Origin of the sequence: [Ruminococcus] torques ATCC 27756 (assembly GCF_000153925.1) — a bacterium.
GTDB lineage: Bacteria > Bacillota > Clostridia > Lachnospirales > Lachnospiraceae > Mediterraneibacter > Mediterraneibacter torques.
This window is the reverse complement of the sequence record NZ_DS264356.1, coordinates 109,538-130,560: the sequence shown is the minus strand read 5'-3', so window position 1 is coordinate 130,560 and position 21,023 is coordinate 109,538. Positions and strand designations below refer to the sequence as shown.

12 protein-coding genes and 1 pseudogene are annotated in these 21,023 nt (G+C 42.5%); 11 read left to right on the top strand and 2 right to left on the bottom strand.

The window, feature by feature from the left end; genetic code table 11:
- Positions 1-262 precede the first annotated feature (262 nt).
- Positions 263-1,609 (top strand): dicarboxylate/amino acid:cation symporter, encoded by a 1,347-nt coding sequence (locus RUMTOR_RS06985; RefSeq protein ID WP_004846489.1) that lies wholly within the window; start codon positions 263-265, stop codon positions 1,607-1,609.
- 195 nt (positions 1,610-1,804) lie between these two features.
- On the opposite strand, the gene RUMTOR_RS06980 is transcribed toward RUMTOR_RS06985, so the two are convergent.
- Positions 1,805-4,357, bottom strand: coding sequence for a transglycosylase domain-containing protein (locus tag RUMTOR_RS06980; protein WP_009320701.1), 2,553 nt, complete (start codon positions 4,355-4,357; stop codon positions 1,805-1,807).
- Between the two features lie 220 nt (positions 4,358-4,577).
- Here RUMTOR_RS06980 and RUMTOR_RS06975 point away from each other — a divergent pair, with 220 nt between their 5' ends.
- Positions 4,578-5,231 carry a YigZ family protein gene (locus RUMTOR_RS06975; protein WP_009320699.1) on the top strand — a complete coding sequence of 218 codons (654 nt, stop codon included), beginning with the start codon at positions 4,578-4,580 and terminating at the stop codon, positions 5,229-5,231.
- Positions 5,232-5,327: 96 nt separating this feature from the next.
- Here RUMTOR_RS06975 and RUMTOR_RS06970 read toward each other — a convergent pair whose 3' ends face one another.
- On the bottom strand, positions 5,328-5,957 hold the full coding sequence (locus tag RUMTOR_RS06970) for a single-stranded DNA-binding protein (RefSeq protein WP_004846486.1): 630 nt from the start codon (positions 5,955-5,957) through the stop codon (positions 5,328-5,330).
- A gap of 249 nt (positions 5,958-6,206) precedes the next feature.
- Between RUMTOR_RS06970 and typA the strand changes: the two are divergent.
- From typA to RUMTOR_RS06925, 9 genes and pseudogenes are all read left to right on the top strand, one after another.
- Positions 6,207-8,034: pseudogene (gene typA / locus RUMTOR_RS06965) on the top strand (translational GTPase TypA).
- A 153-nt stretch (positions 8,035-8,187) separates the two neighbouring features.
- On the top strand, positions 8,188-8,745 hold the full coding sequence (hpf, locus tag RUMTOR_RS06960; RefSeq protein WP_009242722.1) for a ribosome hibernation-promoting factor, HPF/YfiA family: 558 nt from the start codon (positions 8,188-8,190) through the stop codon (positions 8,743-8,745).
- Positions 8,746-8,893: 148 nt separating this feature from the next.
- Positions 8,894-9,403, top strand: a complete 510-nt coding sequence (locus tag RUMTOR_RS06955; RefSeq protein WP_004846483.1) for a hypothetical protein — start codon at positions 8,894-8,896, stop codon at positions 9,401-9,403.
- 272 nt (positions 9,404-9,675) lie between these two features.
- Positions 9,676-10,434, top strand: coding sequence for a 4-hydroxy-tetrahydrodipicolinate reductase (gene dapB, locus RUMTOR_RS06950; RefSeq protein ID WP_004846482.1), 759 nt, complete (start codon positions 9,676-9,678; stop codon positions 10,432-10,434).
- 63 nt (positions 10,435-10,497) lie between these two features.
- Complete coding sequence (locus RUMTOR_RS06945) at positions 10,498-12,471, top strand: fructose-bisphosphatase class III (protein ID WP_004846481.1); 1,974 nt, start codon at positions 10,498-10,500, stop codon at positions 12,469-12,471.
- A gap of 65 nt (positions 12,472-12,536) precedes the next feature.
- Positions 12,537-13,358 (top strand): sigma-70 family RNA polymerase sigma factor, encoded by an 822-nt coding sequence (locus tag RUMTOR_RS06940; protein WP_004846480.1) that lies wholly within the window; start codon positions 12,537-12,539, stop codon positions 13,356-13,358.
- Between the two features lie 88 nt (positions 13,359-13,446).
- A complete protein-coding gene (locus RUMTOR_RS06935) occupies positions 13,447-13,842 on the top strand; it encodes a hypothetical protein (protein ID WP_004846479.1) in 396 nt (131 codons plus the stop codon).
- A gap of 123 nt (positions 13,843-13,965) precedes the next feature.
- Positions 13,966-14,739 carry a phosphoribosylformimino-5-aminoimidazole carboxamide ribotide isomerase gene (hisA, locus tag RUMTOR_RS06930; RefSeq protein WP_004846478.1) on the top strand — a complete coding sequence of 258 codons (774 nt, stop codon included), beginning with the start codon at positions 13,966-13,968 and terminating at the stop codon, positions 14,737-14,739.
- Positions 14,740-15,087: 348 nt separating this feature from the next.
- Positions 15,088-20,679, top strand: coding sequence for an alpha-N-acetylglucosaminidase TIM-barrel domain-containing protein (locus tag RUMTOR_RS06925; protein WP_004846476.1), 5,592 nt, complete (start codon positions 15,088-15,090; stop codon positions 20,677-20,679).
- The last annotated feature ends 344 nt before the right edge of the window (positions 20,680-21,023 follow it).

Here is a 21,023-nt window from a genome sequence, read left to right as displayed (position 1 = left end):
TTATATAGGTATTAAATTATGTGTAGAAAACAATCATAAACAAAATGTATGAATCAAAGAAAATAGAAGAAAACAAAAAAATATATAACAAAAATAACGGATGAAATCTGTTTAAAACATAGAAAATCTTTGAATCAAAGAAATAATATTGACAATAATTTGCCGAAAATGTACAATAAATATCAAGAAATCCCATTGTATTCGACGATATAGACATAAAGGGATAAAAACGAAAAACACAGAAAGTTAAGGAGATGGAGAGATGAAAGAAAAAGAAAAAAAGAATACGATCGTGAAACGTATGATATTCGCGGTGGCAGCCGGATTCGTGGTTGGTTTTCTCATGCTCTTTTTGAGGGAATTTCTTCTGGAAAGCGGGAAATCAGGAATATGGAAAACAGTGGATGCAATCTTTTTTCAAGATGTAACAAAGACAAACGGAATTGAAGGTATCGGTATTTTATATATTGTCGGTCAGTTGTTTATGAGAGGACTTCAGTTGGCTATTGTTCCTCTTGTACTTACTTCGCTGAGTCTGGCGATGTGCAGTCTGGCAAATCCGGAGAGACTCGGAAAGATTGCAGGGAAGACATTTATCACATACATTTGCTTTTATGTAGTGGCAGCGGCTCTTGCGGGAGCAGCGGCATATTTTGTGAAAACAATGGGATGGTTCGACGTACAGCTTCCTAACGAGATGGTGACAGAAGCGGTGACGATGGAAGGATATAACCCGCTGGTGACAGTCGTCAATGCAGTTCCGTCTAATATTTTTTCGGCATTTTCATCTAATAACGAGATCATATCTGTCGTAGTTGTTGCGATCATTCTCGGATTGTGCATGACAGTGCTTGGCAAAAAGACAGAACCTCTTCGTAAAGTCATTGAAAATTTAAATGATGTCGTACAACTTTTCTTGAATTTCCTGATCGATAAGATCGGACCGGTTGCAATTTTTTGCATGATCACAAGAACGCTTGCGGTGTATGGAATCGAATATATTAAACCGACGCTTGTATGGATCGTTACTACGATTGTTGTAAGTCTGGTGCTTGTATTTACAATTTATCCGGTAGGGATATTCCTTACAACCCGGCTGAATCCGATTCCGTTTGTGAAGAAAACGTTGAAGATCGGCTTGTTTGCGGCAGCGACAAACTCTTCTGCGGCAACACTTCCGCTGAATACAAAGACATGTACGGAAGAACTGGGATGTTCAAAAGAAATCAGCAGTTTTGTTCTTCCTACAGGTATGACGATCAACATGAACGGTACGACAGCGATGCATATGATTGCGATTACATTTATTGCGACAGCGGCAGGAATTGATATTAAGCCTTCAACACTTGCCATAGCAGCTTTTCTTTCTATCTGCACGGCGATGGGAACTCCGGCAATTCCGGTTGCGGGAACGACGATGGTGTATGTTGTCATGACAGGGTTGGGAATGAGCTCTGAATTATGTATGATCGGATATTCGCTTGTACTGGCGATGAATTATCTTCCGGGAATGGCGGTAATTACCTTGAATGTAATCGGTGACGCAGCTACAAATGTGATCGTAAGCTTTAAAGAGAAAGTGCTGAATAAAGATGTTTATTATAAATAGAAGATAAATAAAATTGTAAAAGTACAGAATAAAGAAGTAGTTTAGAAAAAAAGAAGATAATGAAATCTTGTAATATCATGATGAAACAAAAAACAGGAATCGCCGCATTGAACTTAGTTCAGTGCGGCGATTCCCGCTTTTGCGTGTAAACATCCCACTATGAGATTCGCAGACAGTTAAGAGATGTTACGGCAATCAGTTTCGAGATTGAGGAATGACTTCAGGCCCTTCCGGTTCGGGATTCGGTTCGGGATCCGGCGTAGGCGGAATCGGATCCACATCATCGCCATCATCTCCGTTTGTATTTCCTAAGTTTTCGGAGCTGCCTGAATTGTTGTTTGTCGAATTATCCTCGTTGTTCTCGTCATCTTTACTTTCGTCATCTGTCTTTCCGTGTCCCGGACAAGTTTCTTTTGTCAAAGTGTCTTTATCAAAATACTCTGTGATGGAAGGACATCCGTTCACTGCAAGTTTTCCTGTCTGGGTACAGATTGTTCTTTGTACAACAGAAGCAGGAGGAGTGAAGTTTTTATATTCTAATTCTGCGTGGATGCGATCCATAATGTGCTTCCATATTACTTCGTGCCATGACTGATTCCAAAATTGTTCCAGTGTTTTATCCTCGTCATATCCGGTCCATACAGAACAGGTGTAGTAAGGCGTATATGCGGATAACCAGAGATCAGTACTGTTTTCCGTTGTACCTGTTTTACCTGCTGCAGGCATGTTGTTAAGTCTTGCAGGCGTTCCGGTTCCACGGTTGATTACGTCCTGCATAGCGCTTGTCAGAAGAAATGCTGTCGATTCTTTTAAAACACGACGTGTTATAGGTTTTGAATTATCGATCAGGACGTTGCCGTCGTGATCAAGAATTTCTGTATAAAGGAGCGGTTCGGTATAAATTCCGCTATTTGCGATCGCGGCATAAGCGGCGGTCATTTCAATATTGTAAACACCTCTTGTAATACCTCCGAGGGCGGTAGCCTGTGCGATATCCGACATACCCGGATAGTTCGGATCATTATTTACAAGCGTCGTAAAACCGAAGTTTTCGAGATATTTGTATCCCTTTTCAAGTCCGACTGTCTCGGTCAGAGTGCGTACGGCGCAAACATTCATGGAGTGTTCGATAGCATAGCGTACGCGGGCGCTTCCGATGTATTTGTTATCCCAGTTGTTTACCGGCTGTCCGCTGGCGTACCGGTACGGCTCGTCTTTGATCGTTGTTGCAAGAGTCATGCCGCACTCGTTTAATCCTGGGGCATAAGTGGATAAAACTTTAAAACAAGATCCCGGCTGTTTTGGGGAAGCTGTGGCGCGGTTTAAAGATAAGCTGGTCGTCTTTGCTCCGCGTCCGCCGACAATGGCTTTTACATGTCCTGTATATTGATCCATTAATACGACGGAAACCTGAGGCTGAAGCGTAATGTTTAAACGTTCGTCTACAATATCGCCTGCATCTGTATTAATACCGAGAGTGCCTTTATATTGTTCGATAGAAGCTTTCGCTTCATCTTCCGAACTGAAAACAAACGGAGCGGCAGAGCCTCGTACAGAGATCAGATACTGCTTTAAGTTTTCCTTACTGTAGTTTTCGGCAGATCCGTCCGCACGGTGGATTGTCAGTGCGTAGTCTGTGATACCGTATTCTACGATCGGATAATAAGCATCATTGGAGGCTTCTTCGTCACAGATCTGTTGGATCGCCAGATCCTGAGTAGACTTGATAGTCAATCCTTCGCTGTAGAGAAGGTTATAAGCCTGTGTTTCCGAGTAACCTTTCTCGTCCATAAGATCTTGAATGACATCTTCGATCAAGGCATCTGTAAAATAAGAGTAAGGCGTTGTATCTTCGGTGATCGCGGCTGTCTGTAAAATGCGGTCATACACAGGGTCGGCAAGCGCTTCGTCGTACTGCGCCTGATCGATGTATTTTTGTTCAAGCATGTTGCCGAGAACTTTTTCACGGCGTTTGGCGTTAGATTCCGGATTCGTTACAGGATCGTACTCTGTCGGGTTCTGTGTGATCGCGGCAATGACCGCACATTCCGAAAGGGTCAGATCCGCCACATCTTTGTTGAAATATCTTGTAGATGCCGTCTGTACTCCGAGACATCCCTGACCGAGGTTGATCGTGTTAAGATAGGCTTCTAATATCTCGTTTTTGTTCATCTCTTTTTCAAATGCGAGAGCGAGATACTGCTCTTGTAATTTACGTTCCACTCTGTCAAAAAATGTTTTTTCGTTGACAAAATCAAATACGTTGTTTTTGATAAGCTGCTGTGTCAGGGTACTGGCTCCTTCGGTAAAATCAAAACCGTTCATGACTCCGACGACGCCGGCTCTTAAAATTCCCTGAATATCGATTCCGTTATGTTCATAGAAACGTTCGTCCTCGATCGCCACAAATGCATGCGGAAGAAAATCTGTTTTTGCCGTGATCTCGTCATAAGTACGGTAGACACGGTTTGAATCAGAATCTTTCAGAGTGTCGATGACTGTGCCGTTTTGATCGACAATCGTTGTTGTAAATCCTTTCGGCTGAATGTCTTCGGCAGATACGTCCGGGGTGTTGTCAATGATTTTTTTTGCAAAAATTATACCGCCGACAAGCCCTATAACGACAAGCAGAAGCATACAGGTGATAACTGCTTTAAAAAAACGAACTCCTACGCGTTTCTTTTTCATTTTCTTTTTCGAAGAGATTGATGATTTTCTCTTTGAAAGATTATTTTTTCCGTAGTTCACGAATAACATCCTCCTTTTCAACTTCTATGATTATATCAAATAAGGTCTTTTAAATAAAGAAAAAAATGAAATCTTCATATTTTATAAAGAATTTTAATCATAATATCAGTATCTTCACGTTCGTACAGGCGAGAGATCCGCATAATGGTTGTACATGTTCCATGTCTTTGCTATAGTAGAAAAGGTATGGAACTGTTTTATGAAAAAGGAGAAGATAAAAATGGAGTGTTATCATACGGTATATACAGAAGGAACAGGAGAAATTGTGGAAAAAAAATCCCGTTTTATAGCAGAGGTATTTCCGGTTTCAAATGAAGAAGAGGCGTTTGCGCATTTGGAAGAAATCCGAAAAAAACACTGGGATGCCAGACATCACTGCTGGGCATATGTAATCGGAAGAAATCCGGCGGCAGAGAGAATGAGCGATGACGGAGAACCGGCAGGAACGGCGGGGAAGCCGATACTGGAAGTGTTAAGAGGGAAAAAACTGACAGATGTATTTGTTGTTGTCACCAGATACTTTGGCGGCACGCTTCTCGGAACAGGCGGTCTTGTAAGAGCGTATACGTCGGCGGCGGCAGAGGCGCTTGCTCATACGGTTATTATAACCAAGATACATGGGTTTAAACTGAAAATTATTACAGACTATACGGGACTTGGAAAAATTCAGTATATTTTAGGACAAAGGGGATTATCCGTTCTTGATACAGTGTATACAGATAAAGTAGAACTTACAGTTCTTGTGCCGGATGACGAAGAGGGATTTCTGATGAAAGAGCTGATGGAAGGCACGAACGGACAGGCGATGACGGAAAAAACGGAGCAGTGCTGGTTTGCGGAGACAGAAGAAGGAATAAAAATTTTTGAACAATAAAAAAGAACGCTGCTTACAGGCGACAGTCTGCCTGTAAGCAGCGTTCCTTATTTGTATAGGCAACGAGCAAAAGCCCGGATTTGCTAAATGATGAGATTACTCATCAATACATTCCAGTTTGCTCACTGACACTTCATATGCCGTTCTTGTCTCTGTTTCTGTTTCGGATAATTTCTTTACATATTCTCTGCTTTGGATCCTTCCCAGTATACGCACATGTTCTCCTACATCGAAGTTCGATGCGTACCGTGCGTTTCTTCCCCAGCAGATACAAGGGATATAATCTGATTTCCCGTAAGGGCGGTTTACGGCAAGAAGCAGATCCGCAATCTCACGTCCTAAAGGGGTTTTTCGATATACCGGTGTCTTGCACATATATCCTTCCAGTAAAATATGATTTGTCTTTGCGCCGTCCGGTTCTTCTTCGATGAACTCCATTTCCCGTGCAAACACTGAAAGAACAAGTCTGTTTTTCTGTTCTTCATGACGGTTATATGACCGGAATTGTCCTGACACCATAATGCTTCTGCCTTTGTAATCTTGCGTTACATCGATGAGTCGTTCCGAGACCATGACCGGGATCCTGTCACTGGAATTGCTCAGCCGTTTCACGAGAATATCTACCATATAAAATCCTTCTCCGAATACTTCATGGCTGTATGTAAATTCCGAAGCCACCGATCCTATAACCGTTACCTGATTGTTCTCAATAATCTTATCTGACATGCTCTGTAATTCTCCTCTCCTCTTATCGCCGGGGTATCTGTCCGGCACTGCTTGTATTTTTGAGTCACTACTAAATTTATGTTTTTTTCATCTTGTTTAGAACTGATTTCATACAGAATCGTTCGACACAAAATTTCGACATGCGTTCTTGTAAAATGAAAATTTTATGATAAAATATAACAGTTGCAGTAAAACTATAACTATAAATCACTCCCTTAGCAGGGGAAAATAAAGAAAGAGTGTATATTTATGAAGACAAAACGTGAAGATGTAAGAAACATTGCCATCATCGCCCATGTTGACCACGGAAAGACGACATTGGTTGACGAGCTTTTAAAACAAAGCGGTGTTTTCCGTGAAAATCAGGAAGTGGCGGAACGTGTTATGGACTCGAACGATATTGAGCGGGAACGTGGGATCACGATCCTGTCCAAAAATACGGCAGTTCATTATAAAGGAACAAAGATCAACATTATCGATACGCCGGGACATGCGGATTTTGGCGGAGAAGTAGAACGTGTGCTGAAAATGGTCAACGGCGTGATCCTCGTTGTCGACGCATTTGAAGGCGCAATGCCGCAGACAAAATTTGTATTAAGAAAAGCGCTTGAATTAAGCCTTCCTGTCATTGTCTGCATCAACAAGATCGACCGTCCCGAAGCAAGACCTGACGATGTAATCGACGAAGTTCTTGAACTTTTCATCGATCTTGGCGCATCTGACGATCAGCTTGAGTGCCCGTTTGTATATGCATCCGCCAAAGCAGGAGTTGCATGCCTTGATCTGTCTGATCCGCAGCAGGACATGAAACCGTTATTTGAAACGATCCTCGAATATATTCCCGCTCCGGAAGGAGATCCTGAAGCTCCGACGCAGGTGCTGATCAGCACGATCGATTACAACGAATATGTCGGACGTATCGGTATCGGAAAAGTGGATAACGGAACGATCAGTGTGAATCAGGATATGATACTTGTCAATCACCATGATCCGGACAAACAGCAGAAAGTAAAGATCAGTAAATTATATGAATTTGACGGATTGAGCAAAACAGAAGTTAAAAGTGCAACGATCGGATCGATCGTCGCTATTTCCGGTATTTCTGATATATCGATCGGAGATACGCTTTGTTCTCCTGAAAAAGCAGAGGCAATTCCTTTCCAGAAAATTTCAGAACCGACGATTGCGATGCAGTTTATTGTAAACGACAGTCCTTTTGCCGGACAGGAAGGAAAATATGTAACTTCCCGCCATCTGCGTGACCGCCTGTTTAAAGAGCTGAACACAGACGTAAGTCTTCGAGTGGAAGAAATGGAAAATACAGACAGTTTTAAAGTGTCGGGACGCGGAGAACTTCATTTGTCCGTTTTGATTGAAAATATGCGCCGCGAAGGATATGAGTTTGCAGTAAGCAAAGCGGAAGTTCTCTATCATACGGATGAAAACGGAAAGAAACTTGAGCCGATCGAGACAGCTTATATTGATGTGCCGGATGAATTTACAGGAGTTGTAATCGAAAAACTCGGCCAAAGAAAAGGAGAACTTCGCAATATGGGGGTTTCCAACGGCGGTTACACACGTCTTGAGTTTTCCATTCCGTCCAGAGGATTGATCGGATATCGCGGAGAATTTATGACAGATACAAAAGGAAACGGTATCATTAATACAAGCTTCGACGGATATGAGCCGTACAAAGGCGATATCCAGTATCGTAAGCAGGGATCGCTTATCGCATTTGAGACAGGTGAATCTGTAACTTATGGTTTATACAGCGCGCAGGAACGCGGAACTTTGTTTATCGGACCGGGAGAAAAGGTTTATTCAGGTATGGTGATCGGCCAGAATGGAAAAACAGATGATATTGAGTTGAACGTATGTAAGACAAAGCATCTGACAAATACACGTTCCTCCAGCGCAGATGAAGCTTTGAGACTGACTCCGCCTAAAATTTTAAGTCTTGAGCAGGCTCTTGATTTTATCGACACCGACGAGCTTTTGGAGGTGACGCCGAAGACGCTGCGTATCCGCAAAAAAAATCCTGGATTCAAGGATGCGGAAGAGAAGTATGATGAAATAAATTATGAAAATTTAATGAAATTTGAAGAATTTACAGAATTCAAAACGATTTATTATATACATTAGAGCTGTTCTGTGTTATAATATTTTCATAATATAAACATCCTTTTTACACATGTTTATGTTAAGTATATACAAAAAGGAGTTGAACAGCATGAATTTTATCATCAGCGGAAAAAACATTGAAGTAACACCGGGGCTTAAAGAGGCTATCGAACAAAAGTTAGGAAAACTTGAGAGGTATTTCACTCCTGAAACAGAAATCATCGTAACGCTTAGCGTGGAAAAAGGACGTCAGAAAATCGAAGTGACGATTCCTGTAAAAGGATCTATCATCCGCTCCGAGCAGACGAGCAGCGACATGTATGTGTCGATCGACCTTGTAGAAGAGGTTATTGAACGGCAGCTTCGTAAATATAAAAACAAACTTGTTGCGAAAAGCCAGGGACATCCTACTGCTGCTGTTCCGTCAGGAAGCATTAAAAAAGAGTTTATCGAATCCGACGACGAGTCATCTGATGACGATGAAATCCGCATCGTCCGCACGAAAAAGTTTGGTATTAAACCGATGTTCCCTGAAGATGCCTGCATCCAGATGGAACTGCTCGGACATAGCTTTTTCGTTTTCTCAAACGCAGAAACAGATGAAGTAAATGTTGTATACAAAAGAAAGGACGGATCTTTCGGACTGATCGAGCCGGAATTTTCATAAACTGACCGAATTGTCATTTTTCATCAGTAAACAGAATTAACGTACAGAACGCCCGCAAAACTGTTCGCACTGTTTTGCGGGCGCTTTGACTGTTGTGTAGCTGCCCCCCCCCGATAAGTTGTCTTGAAAGGTTTATGAGGAACTTCACATGAAAGATAAAATCAAATTATTGTCAATAGCCGCAGTATTTGTTTTATTGATATGCGCGGGATATTCGATACTTAGTTTTAAGCAGACTGATTTACAAAGTATCTTAAAAAAGGAAAGTTCTAAAAAAGATTTATTTATTGATCATAATGAGAGCAGAGTTTGTTCCATACAATATGAGGCGAAGGATAACCGGACAGAGAAGATTTATTTTGAATTTGCCGATAAATATATATTTGATATGGAGTCTAAGTTTTCGGTTTATTATGACAGCAATTATTTAATGATAGACTCTTTTGAATATGAGGTGTTAAAAAACAATCTGATCCATACGAAGTGTATTGAAAAGGGGAATGCACCTGCATCGTCATATCATGGAGTTATATCATGGTATAATAAATTCAATGTAGCCGGCTGTAACGTGACAAAAGTTACGATAGGTTTCAAGGTGATCGATCCGGAAATCGACCTGTCAAATATTACAGAGATTTTATCTTTGCATGAGGAATAAAGACGGGTATGATCTGACGAACCGGTTATCGAGAAACTGTAACAGTTCAGCCCACGCCATTCGTAAAACCGCACTGTGCGCTTATCGTGGCTGAATTGTTACGAGAAACTTTGTGAAAAGGATATCATATGTTGAGATGCGAACTCAAATGTGATATCCTTTTTTGAGTAGAGAAAAATCCGTTTTTGATTCAATAATGAGCCGCAGGAAAAAAACTTGTAGTGAACGATTGTTTTTGAAACGTGAAATGATACAGGCAGGAGGAAAATAAAATGATTAAAATAATGATGCATGGATGCAACGGAAAAATGGGAAGGATGATCACGGAGATCGTAAAAAATGATGAAAATGCCGTTATTACGGCAGGTGTTGACACATATACAGAAACGCCGAATGATTATCCGGTATTTGATTCGGTGGAAAAATGTACGGAAGACGCAGATGTTGTGATCGATTTTTCAAATGCGGGAGCAGTGGATTCGCTTTTGGATTATTGCGTGGATAAGAAACTTCCGGTTGTGCTTTGCACGACAGGACTTTCGGAAGAGCAGCTTGCAAAAGCAGAGAAGGCGGCAGAGAAGACGGCGGTGTTAAAGTCGGCGAATATGTCTCTTGGAATTAATCTCCTTTTAAAACTTTTAAAAGATGCGGCAAAAGTGCTTGCTCCGGCGGGATATGATATTGAACTTGTGGAAAAACATCACAATCAGAAACTGGATGCCCCGAGCGGAACAGCGCTTGCACTTGCGGATTCGGTGAATGAAGCGCTTGGAAACGAATATCATTATGTATATGACAGAAGCACTGTCCGCCAGAAACGTGATGCAAAAGAAATCGGAATTTCAGCTCTTCGCGGAGGTACGATCGTAGGGGAACATGAGGTGATCTTTGCGGGAACAGACGAAGTGATCGAATTTAAACATACGGCATACTCGAGAAGCGTATTCGGAAAAGGCGCTGTCGAGGCGGCAAAATTCCTTGCCGGAAAAGAAAGCGGTATGTATGATATGAGCGATGTGGTCGGATTGTGACATCCGACGTACATGAGAGATATAAATTGTGCGGTGTATTGTGGAACAAGGGGGCAGACAAGCATGAAAGAAGAATATAAAGAACTGAAAGAACTCCAGAAACGGTATTTGACCCGATTGTCAGACTTATATCCGACAATCGCGGCGGCATCGACGGAGATCATCAATCTTCAGGCGATTTTGAATCTGCCGAAAGGAACAGAACATTTTCTGACAGATGTACACGGTGAGTATGAGGCTTTTTCTCATGTTTTAAAAAACGGATCCGGATCTGTCCGAAGAAAGATCGAGGATGTGTTCGGAAATACGATGAGTGCCGCAGATAAGAAATCTTTGGCAACGCTGATCTATTATCCGAGAGCAAAGATGGACCTGATCCGGCAGACAGAGACGAATATGGAAGACTGGTATAAAGTACATCTATATCGTTTGATCGAAGTTGCCAAAAGAGCGGCGAGCAAGTATACGCGGTCGAAAGTAAGAAAGGCGCTTCCCCCAAATTTTGCTTATGTGATCGAGGAACTGATCACGGAGAAAGCGGAGGTACATGATAAGGAATCATATTATAATGAGATTATTTCAACGATTATACGGATCGGAAGAGCAGAAGATTTTATCGAGGCAATTTCAGAGTTGATCCAAAGGCTCGTTGTAGATCATCTGCATATTGTCGGCGATATTTATGACAGAGGTCCCGGTCCTCATATTATTATGGATAAACTGATGTCTTATCACTCTGTCGATATTCAGTGGGGAAATCATGATATACTTTGGATGGGAGCGGCTGCGGGACAATGGGGCTGTATTGCGAATGTGATCCGCATCTGTGCACGTTACGGAAATCTCGATATTTTGGAGGATGGATATGGGATCAATCTTCTTCCTCTGGCAGCATTTGCCCTTCGGATTTACGGGGATGATCCGTGTATTTGTTTTCGGTTAAAAGCGGTTGAAGGGATAGATCCTGATGAGATGCAAATGAATATGAGGATTCATAAAGCAATCTCCATCATTCAATTTAAAGTGGAAGGGCAGATCATCCGTCGGCAGAAAGCATTTCATTTAGAAAACAGGGCGCTTTTGCACAGAATTGATTTTGAAAAAGGTACGATTGAACTGGACGGAAAGAAATATCCGCTTTTGGATACGGCGTTTCCTACAGTCGATCCGAAAGATCCGTACGCTTTTACTCAAGAGGAAGAGGAGATCATGAAGCGGCTTGAAAAGGCGTTTCTGCACTGTGAGAAGCTTCAAAGGCATATGAGGTTTTTGCTGAACAAGGGAAGTTTGTATAAAGTTTACAATGATAATCTTCTCTATCACGGATGTGTTCCGCTCACAGAAGACGGAAAATTGAAAGAAATTCGGCTTTTCGGCAAGTCTTACGGTGGAAAAGAACTTTATGATGTTCTGGATTCTTATGTGAGAAAAGGCTTTTTTGCTCTTGATGAGAATGAAAGGCAGGATGGAAAGGACATCATGTGGTATATATGGCTGCATCCTGATTCTCCGCTTTTCGGAAAAGATAAGATGGCAACTTTTGAACGGTATTTTCTGCAAGATGCGGAAACTCACATAGAGAAAAAGAATCCGTATTACTCCCTGCTTGAAAATGAAAAAGTTATCAATCAGATATTGGAAGAGTTTGGGTTAGACCCGGCGGTGTCTCATATTGTCAACGGACATGTTCCGGTGAAACGAAAAGACGGGGAAAATCCCGTGAAATGCGGCGGGAAAGTGCTTGTGATCGACGGCGGATTTTCCAAAGCGTATCAGAAAGAAACCGGAATTGCAGGTTATACTTTGATCTTTAATTCATATGGACTTCTGCTTGTTGCGCACGAGCCGTTTGAATCTACAGAGTCGGCGATCGCAAAGGAAAAAGATATCCATTCCGAAACGATGATAGTGAAAAGAGTCAGGGAGAGGCTTTTAGTCGGAGATACGGATATCGGTGAGGAACTCAAACGTCAGGTAAAAGATCTTGAACGACTGCTTGTCGCATACAGAAACGGTGAGCTCAGAGAAAAACGATAGCAGGTATCGGATATATAACAGAACATAAAGAGAATATAAAACAGATAAATAAAAGTGAGGTTTGTATGGGAAAAGAAGAAATTCAGGAGTCAGAACCGCTTCGGATCTATTTGAATGAGATAGGGGAGATTCCTCTGTTGGACGAGACGGAAGAAAAAGAATTGGGCAGAAGAATCTCAGACGGAGACGAATCCGCAAGAGCGAGACTGGAAGAAGGGAATCTTCGTCTCGTCGTTTCTATCGCAAAACATTATACGGGAAGAGGTTTGCCGTTAATGGATCTGATTCAGGAAGGAAATATCGGATTGATGCATGCTGCCGAAAAGTATGACTATACGAAAGATAACCGTTTTTCAACTTACGCGTCATGGTGGATCAAAGAGGCAATTACAAGAGCCATCGATCAGCAGTCAAGAGAAATTCGAGTTCCGGTTCACGTTGCGGAAAATATAAAACGGGTGCAAAAAGCAGCAAAAGAACTGCAGCAGGAATTCGGAAGAGAAGCAGAACCGGGGGAGATTGCAAAGAAGCTTGGCGACCGGACAGAAGAGGAAGTGAAAAATATTCTTTCTTATATTCGAAATCCGGTATCTTTGGAAACTCCGGTAGGGGAAGATGGCGAGGACAGTCTTGGAGATTTTGTAGAAGACAGATCTGAGACGACGCCGGAAGATGCGATGGACGTTCTTGTCAGGAAAGAAGAAGTACAAGAACTTCTTGAAACTTTGAACGACAGAGAGAAAGAAGTGATCAGCCTTCGGTTTGGATTGGGGAAAGACCGCACATATACATTAGAAGAAATCGGTGAAAGTCTTGGTATAACAAGAGAGCGTGTGCGTCAGATTGAATCAAAAGCGATGGAAAAACTGAGGAAAAAGGCTCTGTAGCAAAAAGAAAAAATCCCGAATGTATAAATATTGAAAATATTGCAGATATTAGAACTACAACAATATTTATGGAAAGGGAGATATTCTTATGAAAAAAATGAAACAACTCATTTTGCTGACGCTCTGTGTGTTCACTTTGTTTGGCATGACAGCATGTGCGGGCAAAGATAAAACAGATAATGCGGCGGATCAGACGACAACGGATAAAGACAGAGACAACGATCGCAACGATGCGTCGGACAAGTCAGATAAAAAAGGAGACGGTATTCTTGATGATGCGGTAAATGATGTGACTCAGGGAGTTGATGACGTAACAGATGATGTCACAGACGGAATTGACGATGTGACAGACGATGTCACAGACGGTGTTGACAATGCGGCGGATGATCTGACTGATGAAAACGGAGCGAAAAAAGAAGGCGACCGTATGAAAAATACAGATCAGGGAGATGCAACAGGAAATGCCGATGACTCTATGAGATAGTTTTTTGTCGCATGATAAGAACAGTTATAAAATAATCGGGATTGATTCGACCGCAGAGAGAAGGAACTTTATGTCTGCGGTCGATCTTGTAATAGTGTAAACAATACATAAGGAGAAGGGCAGATGAAATTCAGACCGTGCATTGATATTCATAACGGAAAAGTAAAACAGATTGTCGGTGGAAGTTTAAAAGATGAGGGGAACATGGCAAAGACGAATTTCGCATCTGATTTAAACGCCGCATTTTATGCGAATATGTATAAGGAAGATTGTCTGAGAGGAGGTCATATTATTCTTTTAAACAGCCGGCAGTCAGAATATTATGAACAGACAAAACAACAGGCGAAAGAGGCTCTTCGTGTTTATCCGAAAGGACTGCAGATAGGAGGAGGGATTACAGACGAGAATGCATATGAATATATAGAATGCGGAGCGAGCCATGTGATCGTCACATCGTATGTGTTTCGCGGAGGAGAATTTTGCAGAGAAAATCTAAAGAAGCTTGTTCATGCCGTAGGAAAAGAGCATATCGTGCTCGATTTGAGCTGCCGAAAACAAGGTGAAGATTATTATGTAGTTACAGATCGTTGGCAAAAATATACGAATCTACGTTTGAACGCCGCTGTTCTTGAGGAATTATCTTCTTATTGTGATGAGTTTTTGATCCACGGCGTTGATGTAGAGGGAAAACGATCGGGAATGGAAGAACAACTTGTACATATGCTTGGGCAATGGGGAAAAATTCCGATTACATACGCCGGAGGAATCAGTTCGGAAGACGATTTGGAACGGTTTCGGAGTTTGGGCGGCGGACAACTTGACTTTACGATAGGAAGCGCCCTCGATCTTTTCGGAGGAACTGTTTCATATAGAAAAATTGTGAACAAATATAACTGATGAAAAGATGCATAACAGGTGACTATTTGAGAAAAAATGGTATATTTTGAAAGGTCTGTTTGGTATTAATAGATAGAAAAGAGCATGATATAAGCGGTGCAAATGTACAACAAGCAATACAAATGTATAAATTGACATTTTTGAGAAAATTTGCTATTCTGATAAAGAGCAAAGACATAGATGGCGGCTTTGAACAGATAAGATCAGATATTTTCTATGCATTATGCCGGAGAATATCGGATCTTTTTTTCTGCCTGTATTCGCGCAGCATTTTATGCAGAAATCTGCAATGACATCGAAAACAGATCTGCCGCTTCGGTCTGATATTATTGATAAAGGAGTGGAAGAATGCAAAAGAAGATTAGAAAGATCGTATCATCGATTCTTGCTTCCTGCATGGTTATTAGCGCATTTGCGGGCATAGCTCCGCAAAAAGCAGAGGCGAAGACAACGCTTGTCAATGTTGCCGTTAACGGTACGGTAAGTACGCAGAACGGTGAGAATGGAAGTTATGTAATCGGAAACATCAATGACGGTGATCCGAAAACAAGCTGGCAGACACAAGGAACGTGGCCTGCAACGGCTGTGATCCAGTTGGATAAAGGACGCAGTATTTCAAAAGTGGCTGTAGAACTTGGCGAAGACGGGGATAACAGTACAGGAAGAACGGCGCTTGTGACAGTTCAGTATGCACAGAACGGCATTACAACGGATTTGATTGATTTCGGAAGCAAGAGAATGACGGTAGATTCAAAAGAAGAGTTTACAGCGGACGTGCCGAAGTCGGCAACGCATATTTATGTAACGCTTTCCGATCCGCAGAATTCTGATGGAAGTCAGGGCGCGTTCTGGCCGTCGGTTCAGGAAGTGGAAGTGTTTGAAGAGCAGGAAGAAAAAGTGTCTGATTACAATAACATTGCAAATCAGGCGAAGATCACAACAGACGGAAACGAAAATCAATCTGAAGGATCAGCAAACCTTGTTGACGGAAACGACAAAACATTGTATAAGTTCCACAATGAAGCGCAGACTTCAGAGAAGTACATCGCTTTGAATTTTGACGAGGCAAGAACGATGGATGCGTTCCGCATTGCTTTTGAGCATGTGGGAGATACGGACAGTGTTGATTTCGCGTTCGAGTACAGCATCCTGGCGAAGAAAGCAGGAGACAGCGATTATACGAAGATTGCAGATCACCAGAAGGCAAACCGTACAGATAATTATGCGCAGGTTTATAAGTTTAATGCCGCGCAGTATTCAGAAGTGAAGATTGTTATGCATTCTTGTAAGACACAGGGCGGAACGCAGAACGGATGGCCGGCAGTGGCAGAGTTTGAGGTGTACGGAAGCGAGATCGAAGTACAGGATACAGGCAGTATCGCATTTAAGAAACCGGTACATACGCCGTCTGGAAAAAATACGGCGAAAAATATTACGGACGGAAGCAAAAAGACACAGTGGACCGGCGCATATTATCCGTCTTATGTAGATATTGATCTGGAGAAAAATTATAACCTTGATACGGTAGAAGTATATACACCGGAGAATGGATATTCTCAGTATACGATCTATACAAGTATGGACGGAAGAGATTTTGATAAACTGGCAGAGAAGACATCAAAAGATTCCTGTGATGCTGAAAAGGGAGAAGTTTACCAGGCGGAAGGAAAAGAAGCGAGAATCGTCCGCGTTTATATGGAATATAATTCCGCGTCTACGGCGGCTGTACTGAACGAAGTCCGTGTGACAGGAAAAGAGAGCAAGTCAGAAGTTCAGAAAAGACCTGAGATCAATACAGTAAAATATGAAGAGTCAGAATATAATGTAGAGATTACAGAAAATGATACGAAAAACGAAGTTTACGGTATTATCGAAAGAAGACTCGGAAAAGCTTACAAAGACTGGTTTAAGCTTGAACTTGCGGAGAATCCGAAAAAGAACGGTTATGATTACTTTGAACTTTCCATGGATGGAGATCAGGTGAAAATCAAAGGAAACGACGGTGTTTCTCTTGCGACAGGACTGAACCATTATCTGAAATATTTCTGTCAGGTAAATCTTTCACAAGTGGGAGATCAGGCAGATATGCCGGAAAATAAACCTGTTGTGACAGAAAAAGTATTTAAAGAGACGAAGGCGGAAGTCCGCTACTCTTATAACTACTGTACGCTTTCTTATTCTATGGCGTTCTGGGGAGAGCAGGAATGGCGTGACGAGTTAGACTGGCTGGCGTTAAACGGCGTGAACGTCGTTCTTGACGCGACAGCGCAGGAAGAAGTATGGAGAAGATTTTTAGGAGAACTTGGATATTCTCACGAAGATATTAAAGACTTTATTGCAGGACCTGCATATTATGCGTGGGCATATATGGCGAACCTTTCCGGTTTCGGAGGCCCGGTGCATGACTCGTGGTTTGAAGAGAGAACAGAGCTGGCAAGAAAGAATCAGCTTATTATGAGAAAACTCGGAATGCAGCCTGTACTGCAAGGTTACAGCGGAATGGTTCCGACAAATATTCACGATTATGACAAAAATGCAGAAGTGATCGAGCAGGGCGAGTGGTGTTCCTTCCAGCGTCCGACGATGTTAAAGACAACTTCTTCTACATTTGAAAAATATGCGAAGAAATTCTATCAGTGTCAGAAAGAAGTTTACGGAGACGTAAGCAACTATTATGCGACAGACCCGTTCCACGAAGGCGGCATTACAGGCGGTATGAATGCGTCCGACATTTCGGAAAAAGTATTAACTGAAATGATCACGGCAGACAAAGATGCGGTTTGGATCATCCAGTCATGGCAGGGTAATCCGACAACTGCATTGTTAAACGGTCTTGACAGAGTGGAAAAGGGAACAGATCATGCGCTGATTCTTGACTTGTACGCAGAGAAAGACCCGCATTATGATGAAGGACGTCCCGGCGCGGAAGCATATGGAGACGAGGAAGAATTTGACAAGACTCCGTGGCTGTTCTGTATGCTGAATAACTTCGGAGGACGTCTCGGACTGCACGGACATCTTGACAACCTTGCAAATAATATTCCGAAAGTATTTAATGAGACGAAATATATCGCGGGAATCGGAATCACTCCTGAGGCGAGTGTAAATAACCCGGTATTGTATGATTTCTTGTTCGAGACGATCTGGCAGGATGATGCGTCACAGAAGATGGAAGTGATCGATCTTGACACATGGCTTGATGATTATGCGACGAGAAGATACGGAGCAGAGAGTGAGTCGGCAAATCAGGCATGGGATATTTTGAAAGAAACAGTATATAAGGCGAGCTTAAACGGCCTTGGACAGGGTGCGCCGGAGTCAGTTGTAAATGCAAGACCGAATCTTACGATCGGGGCGGCTTCTACATGGGGCAACGCGGTGATCAGCTATGAAAAAGGCGATCTTGAAGAAGCGGCAGCGCTTCTGTTAGCTGATTATGATAAGCTGAAAGACAGCGCAGGATATCAGTACGATCTGGCAAATGTTTTGCAGCAGGTACTTTCCAACAGCGCTCAGGAATATCAAAAAGGTATGTCTGCAGCGTTCAGCGCAAAAGATCTGGACAGCTTTAAAACATATTCGGAAAAATTCATGTCAGTGATCGAAGACATGGAAAAAGTAACGGGAACAAGCGAATACTTCCTTCTCGGAAGATGGGTAGAGCAGGCAAAAGCGCTTGCAAATAATGCGGATGACTTTACAAAAGAACTGTATGAGTTCAATGCAAAAGCGCTCGTTACTACATGGGGATCGAAAAATCAGGCGGAAAAAGGCGGTCTGAAAGATTACTCTAACCGTCAGTGGTCAGGCTTGATCGGTGATTTCTATAAAGCAAGATGGCAGCGCTGGATCACAGCAAGAACAAACGAGCTTTCGGGAACGGATTATGAGAGTAATATCGACTGGTTTGAGTGGGAATGGGAATGGGTACGCAGCAATAAAGAGTATCCGACAACTGCGACACCGCAGGATCTGAAAACACTCGGAGCAGAAATTTTAGAAAACTACTCTGTAAAAAATCCGGCGGCAAATGATGAGTTTGACCTTCCGACAGAAGGGATGACTGCTACGGCAGGAAGCGCGCAGCCGCAGACAGGGAAAGAAGGACCCGCATCATATGTTCTGGATAAAGACGTGTCAACGCTTTGGCACAGTAAATATGAAGGCGACGACCAGAATAATCTGTGGATCGATATTGCCCTGGGAGAGAGCAAGACTGTCAACGGACTGCGTATACTTCCAAGAAACGGCGCGGTGAACGGTGTGATCGTTGAATACCGTATTGAGGTAAGCAATGATAACGGACAGTCTTATCATGAAGTGGCGACAGGAACATGGACAAATGATTCAGGATGGAAATGGGCTCAGTTTGATCAGACAGAGGCGACAAACGTTAGATTATATGCAGTGAGAACATTGTCAGATCAGGCAGGAAAGAACTTTGCATCTGCGGCAGAAATCCGTATAATGGCTCCGAAAAAAGAAGAACCGCAGCCGGAACAGGTAAATAAGCAGTTCCTTGAATTTTTGATCGGATACGCACAGAGCGCGAAAGAAAAACCGGAATATGAACATGTCGTTCCTGAAGTGAAAAAAGCGTTAGATGCAGCGCTTGCGAAAGCAGTTCAGGTGAAAGATAATGAAAAAGCGTCACAGGAGCAGGTTGACGAAGCGTACACAGAATTGCTTGAAATCGTACATATGCTTGACTTTATAGGTGACACGACAAGCCTGAAAGTATTGGTCGATGCAGTGAGCGATAAGACTGAAAAAGACTATACTCCGTCCACATGGCAGCCGTTTAAGAGCGCATTGGATGCGGCAAATGAAGTCTTGAAAAATGAAAATGCGCTTGATGCGGATATCGAGGCGGCTCGCACAGCGCTTGAGACAGCGGTAAACGGACTTGTAAAACGTGCAGATTTCACAAAACTGCAGGCTTCGGTTGATGAGGCGAAAAAAGCGTACGGGGATCTTTCGGGATATACGGAAGAATCCGCAGCGAAGTATACGCAAGCGCTGACAGCGGCTGAAACGGTACTTAAAAACGCGGATGCTTCACAGACAGAAGTAGATCAGGCGAAGACGGATCTTGAAACTGCGATCAGCGGACTGACTGCAAAACCGAGTCCGGATAAAGTGGATAAGACTGCGCTTCAGAGTTATGTAGATTTCGCAAAGAAATACGCAGATAAAGAAGAAGAGTATACTCCTTCGACATGGAATGCTTTTAAGGCGGCATATGATAAAGCGCAGGAAGTTCTTAAAGATGAGAAGGCGGCACAAAAAGAGGTAGACGACGCTTTGGCTAAACTGCAGAAAGCTGCCGTTGATTTGGAAATGAAGCCGAGCAAAGAAAAGTTAGAGGAATTAAAGAAAGCGATCAAAGCGGCTGAAAAGAAAGATTTAAGCGGATATACGGATGCGTCTGTCGAAGCATATAAAGATGTTGTGGAAAAAGCAAAAACAATGTTGTCAGATAAAGAAACAACAGCAACAGAGGTTGAAGATATGCTGAAAACATTAAAAGATGCAGACAAGCTTCTCGTAGAGAAAGACAATCCGCAGGAAGAAGACAAAAAGCCGAGCAAAGAGCAGTTAGAAGCATTGAAAGAAGCGATCAAAGCGGCTGAAAAGAAAGACTTAAGCGGATATACGGATGCGTCAGTGAAAGCATATAAAGACGTTTTGGAAAAAGCAAAAGCGGTATTGGAAGACAAGAAAGCGACGGCAAAAGACGTTGAAGATATGTTAAAAGCGTTAAAAGATGCAGAGAAACTGCTTGTGAAAAAAGATGACGTTAAGGAAGATGAGGATAAAAATCCGGATTCACAGAAAGGTCAGGCAGTTCAGACAGGCGATCAGACACCGATCATGTTCTGGGCGTTCATGCTGGTAGCTTCCGCAGTTGTTATTTTCAGAAGAAGAAAAAGAGCATAGAGCAATGCATAAAAAAATCAGCACAGGATAATCAAATATTGTGTGCGGATGAATGAGAAAAGCACAGAGCCTTTGGAATGGGTTCTGTGCTTTTTGCAATGGCGATAAGCCAAAGTCCGGGCTTGCCCGTGACCTTGGCGACCGCTTGCACTCCCGGAATGTGCCTTTTGGTACTTCCGGTGATTGAATGATTCTGAATGGGATCATTATTTCCGATATAAGAGTATCGTTTTTGTGCGTAAAAGGCGGTGCGCGTATGGTTGTCAAAACAATTTTTGAGTATTGAATTACGCTTTGGTTAGTGTTAAAATGAAGAATAGTGGTGGCATCGGAGCTATTACCGA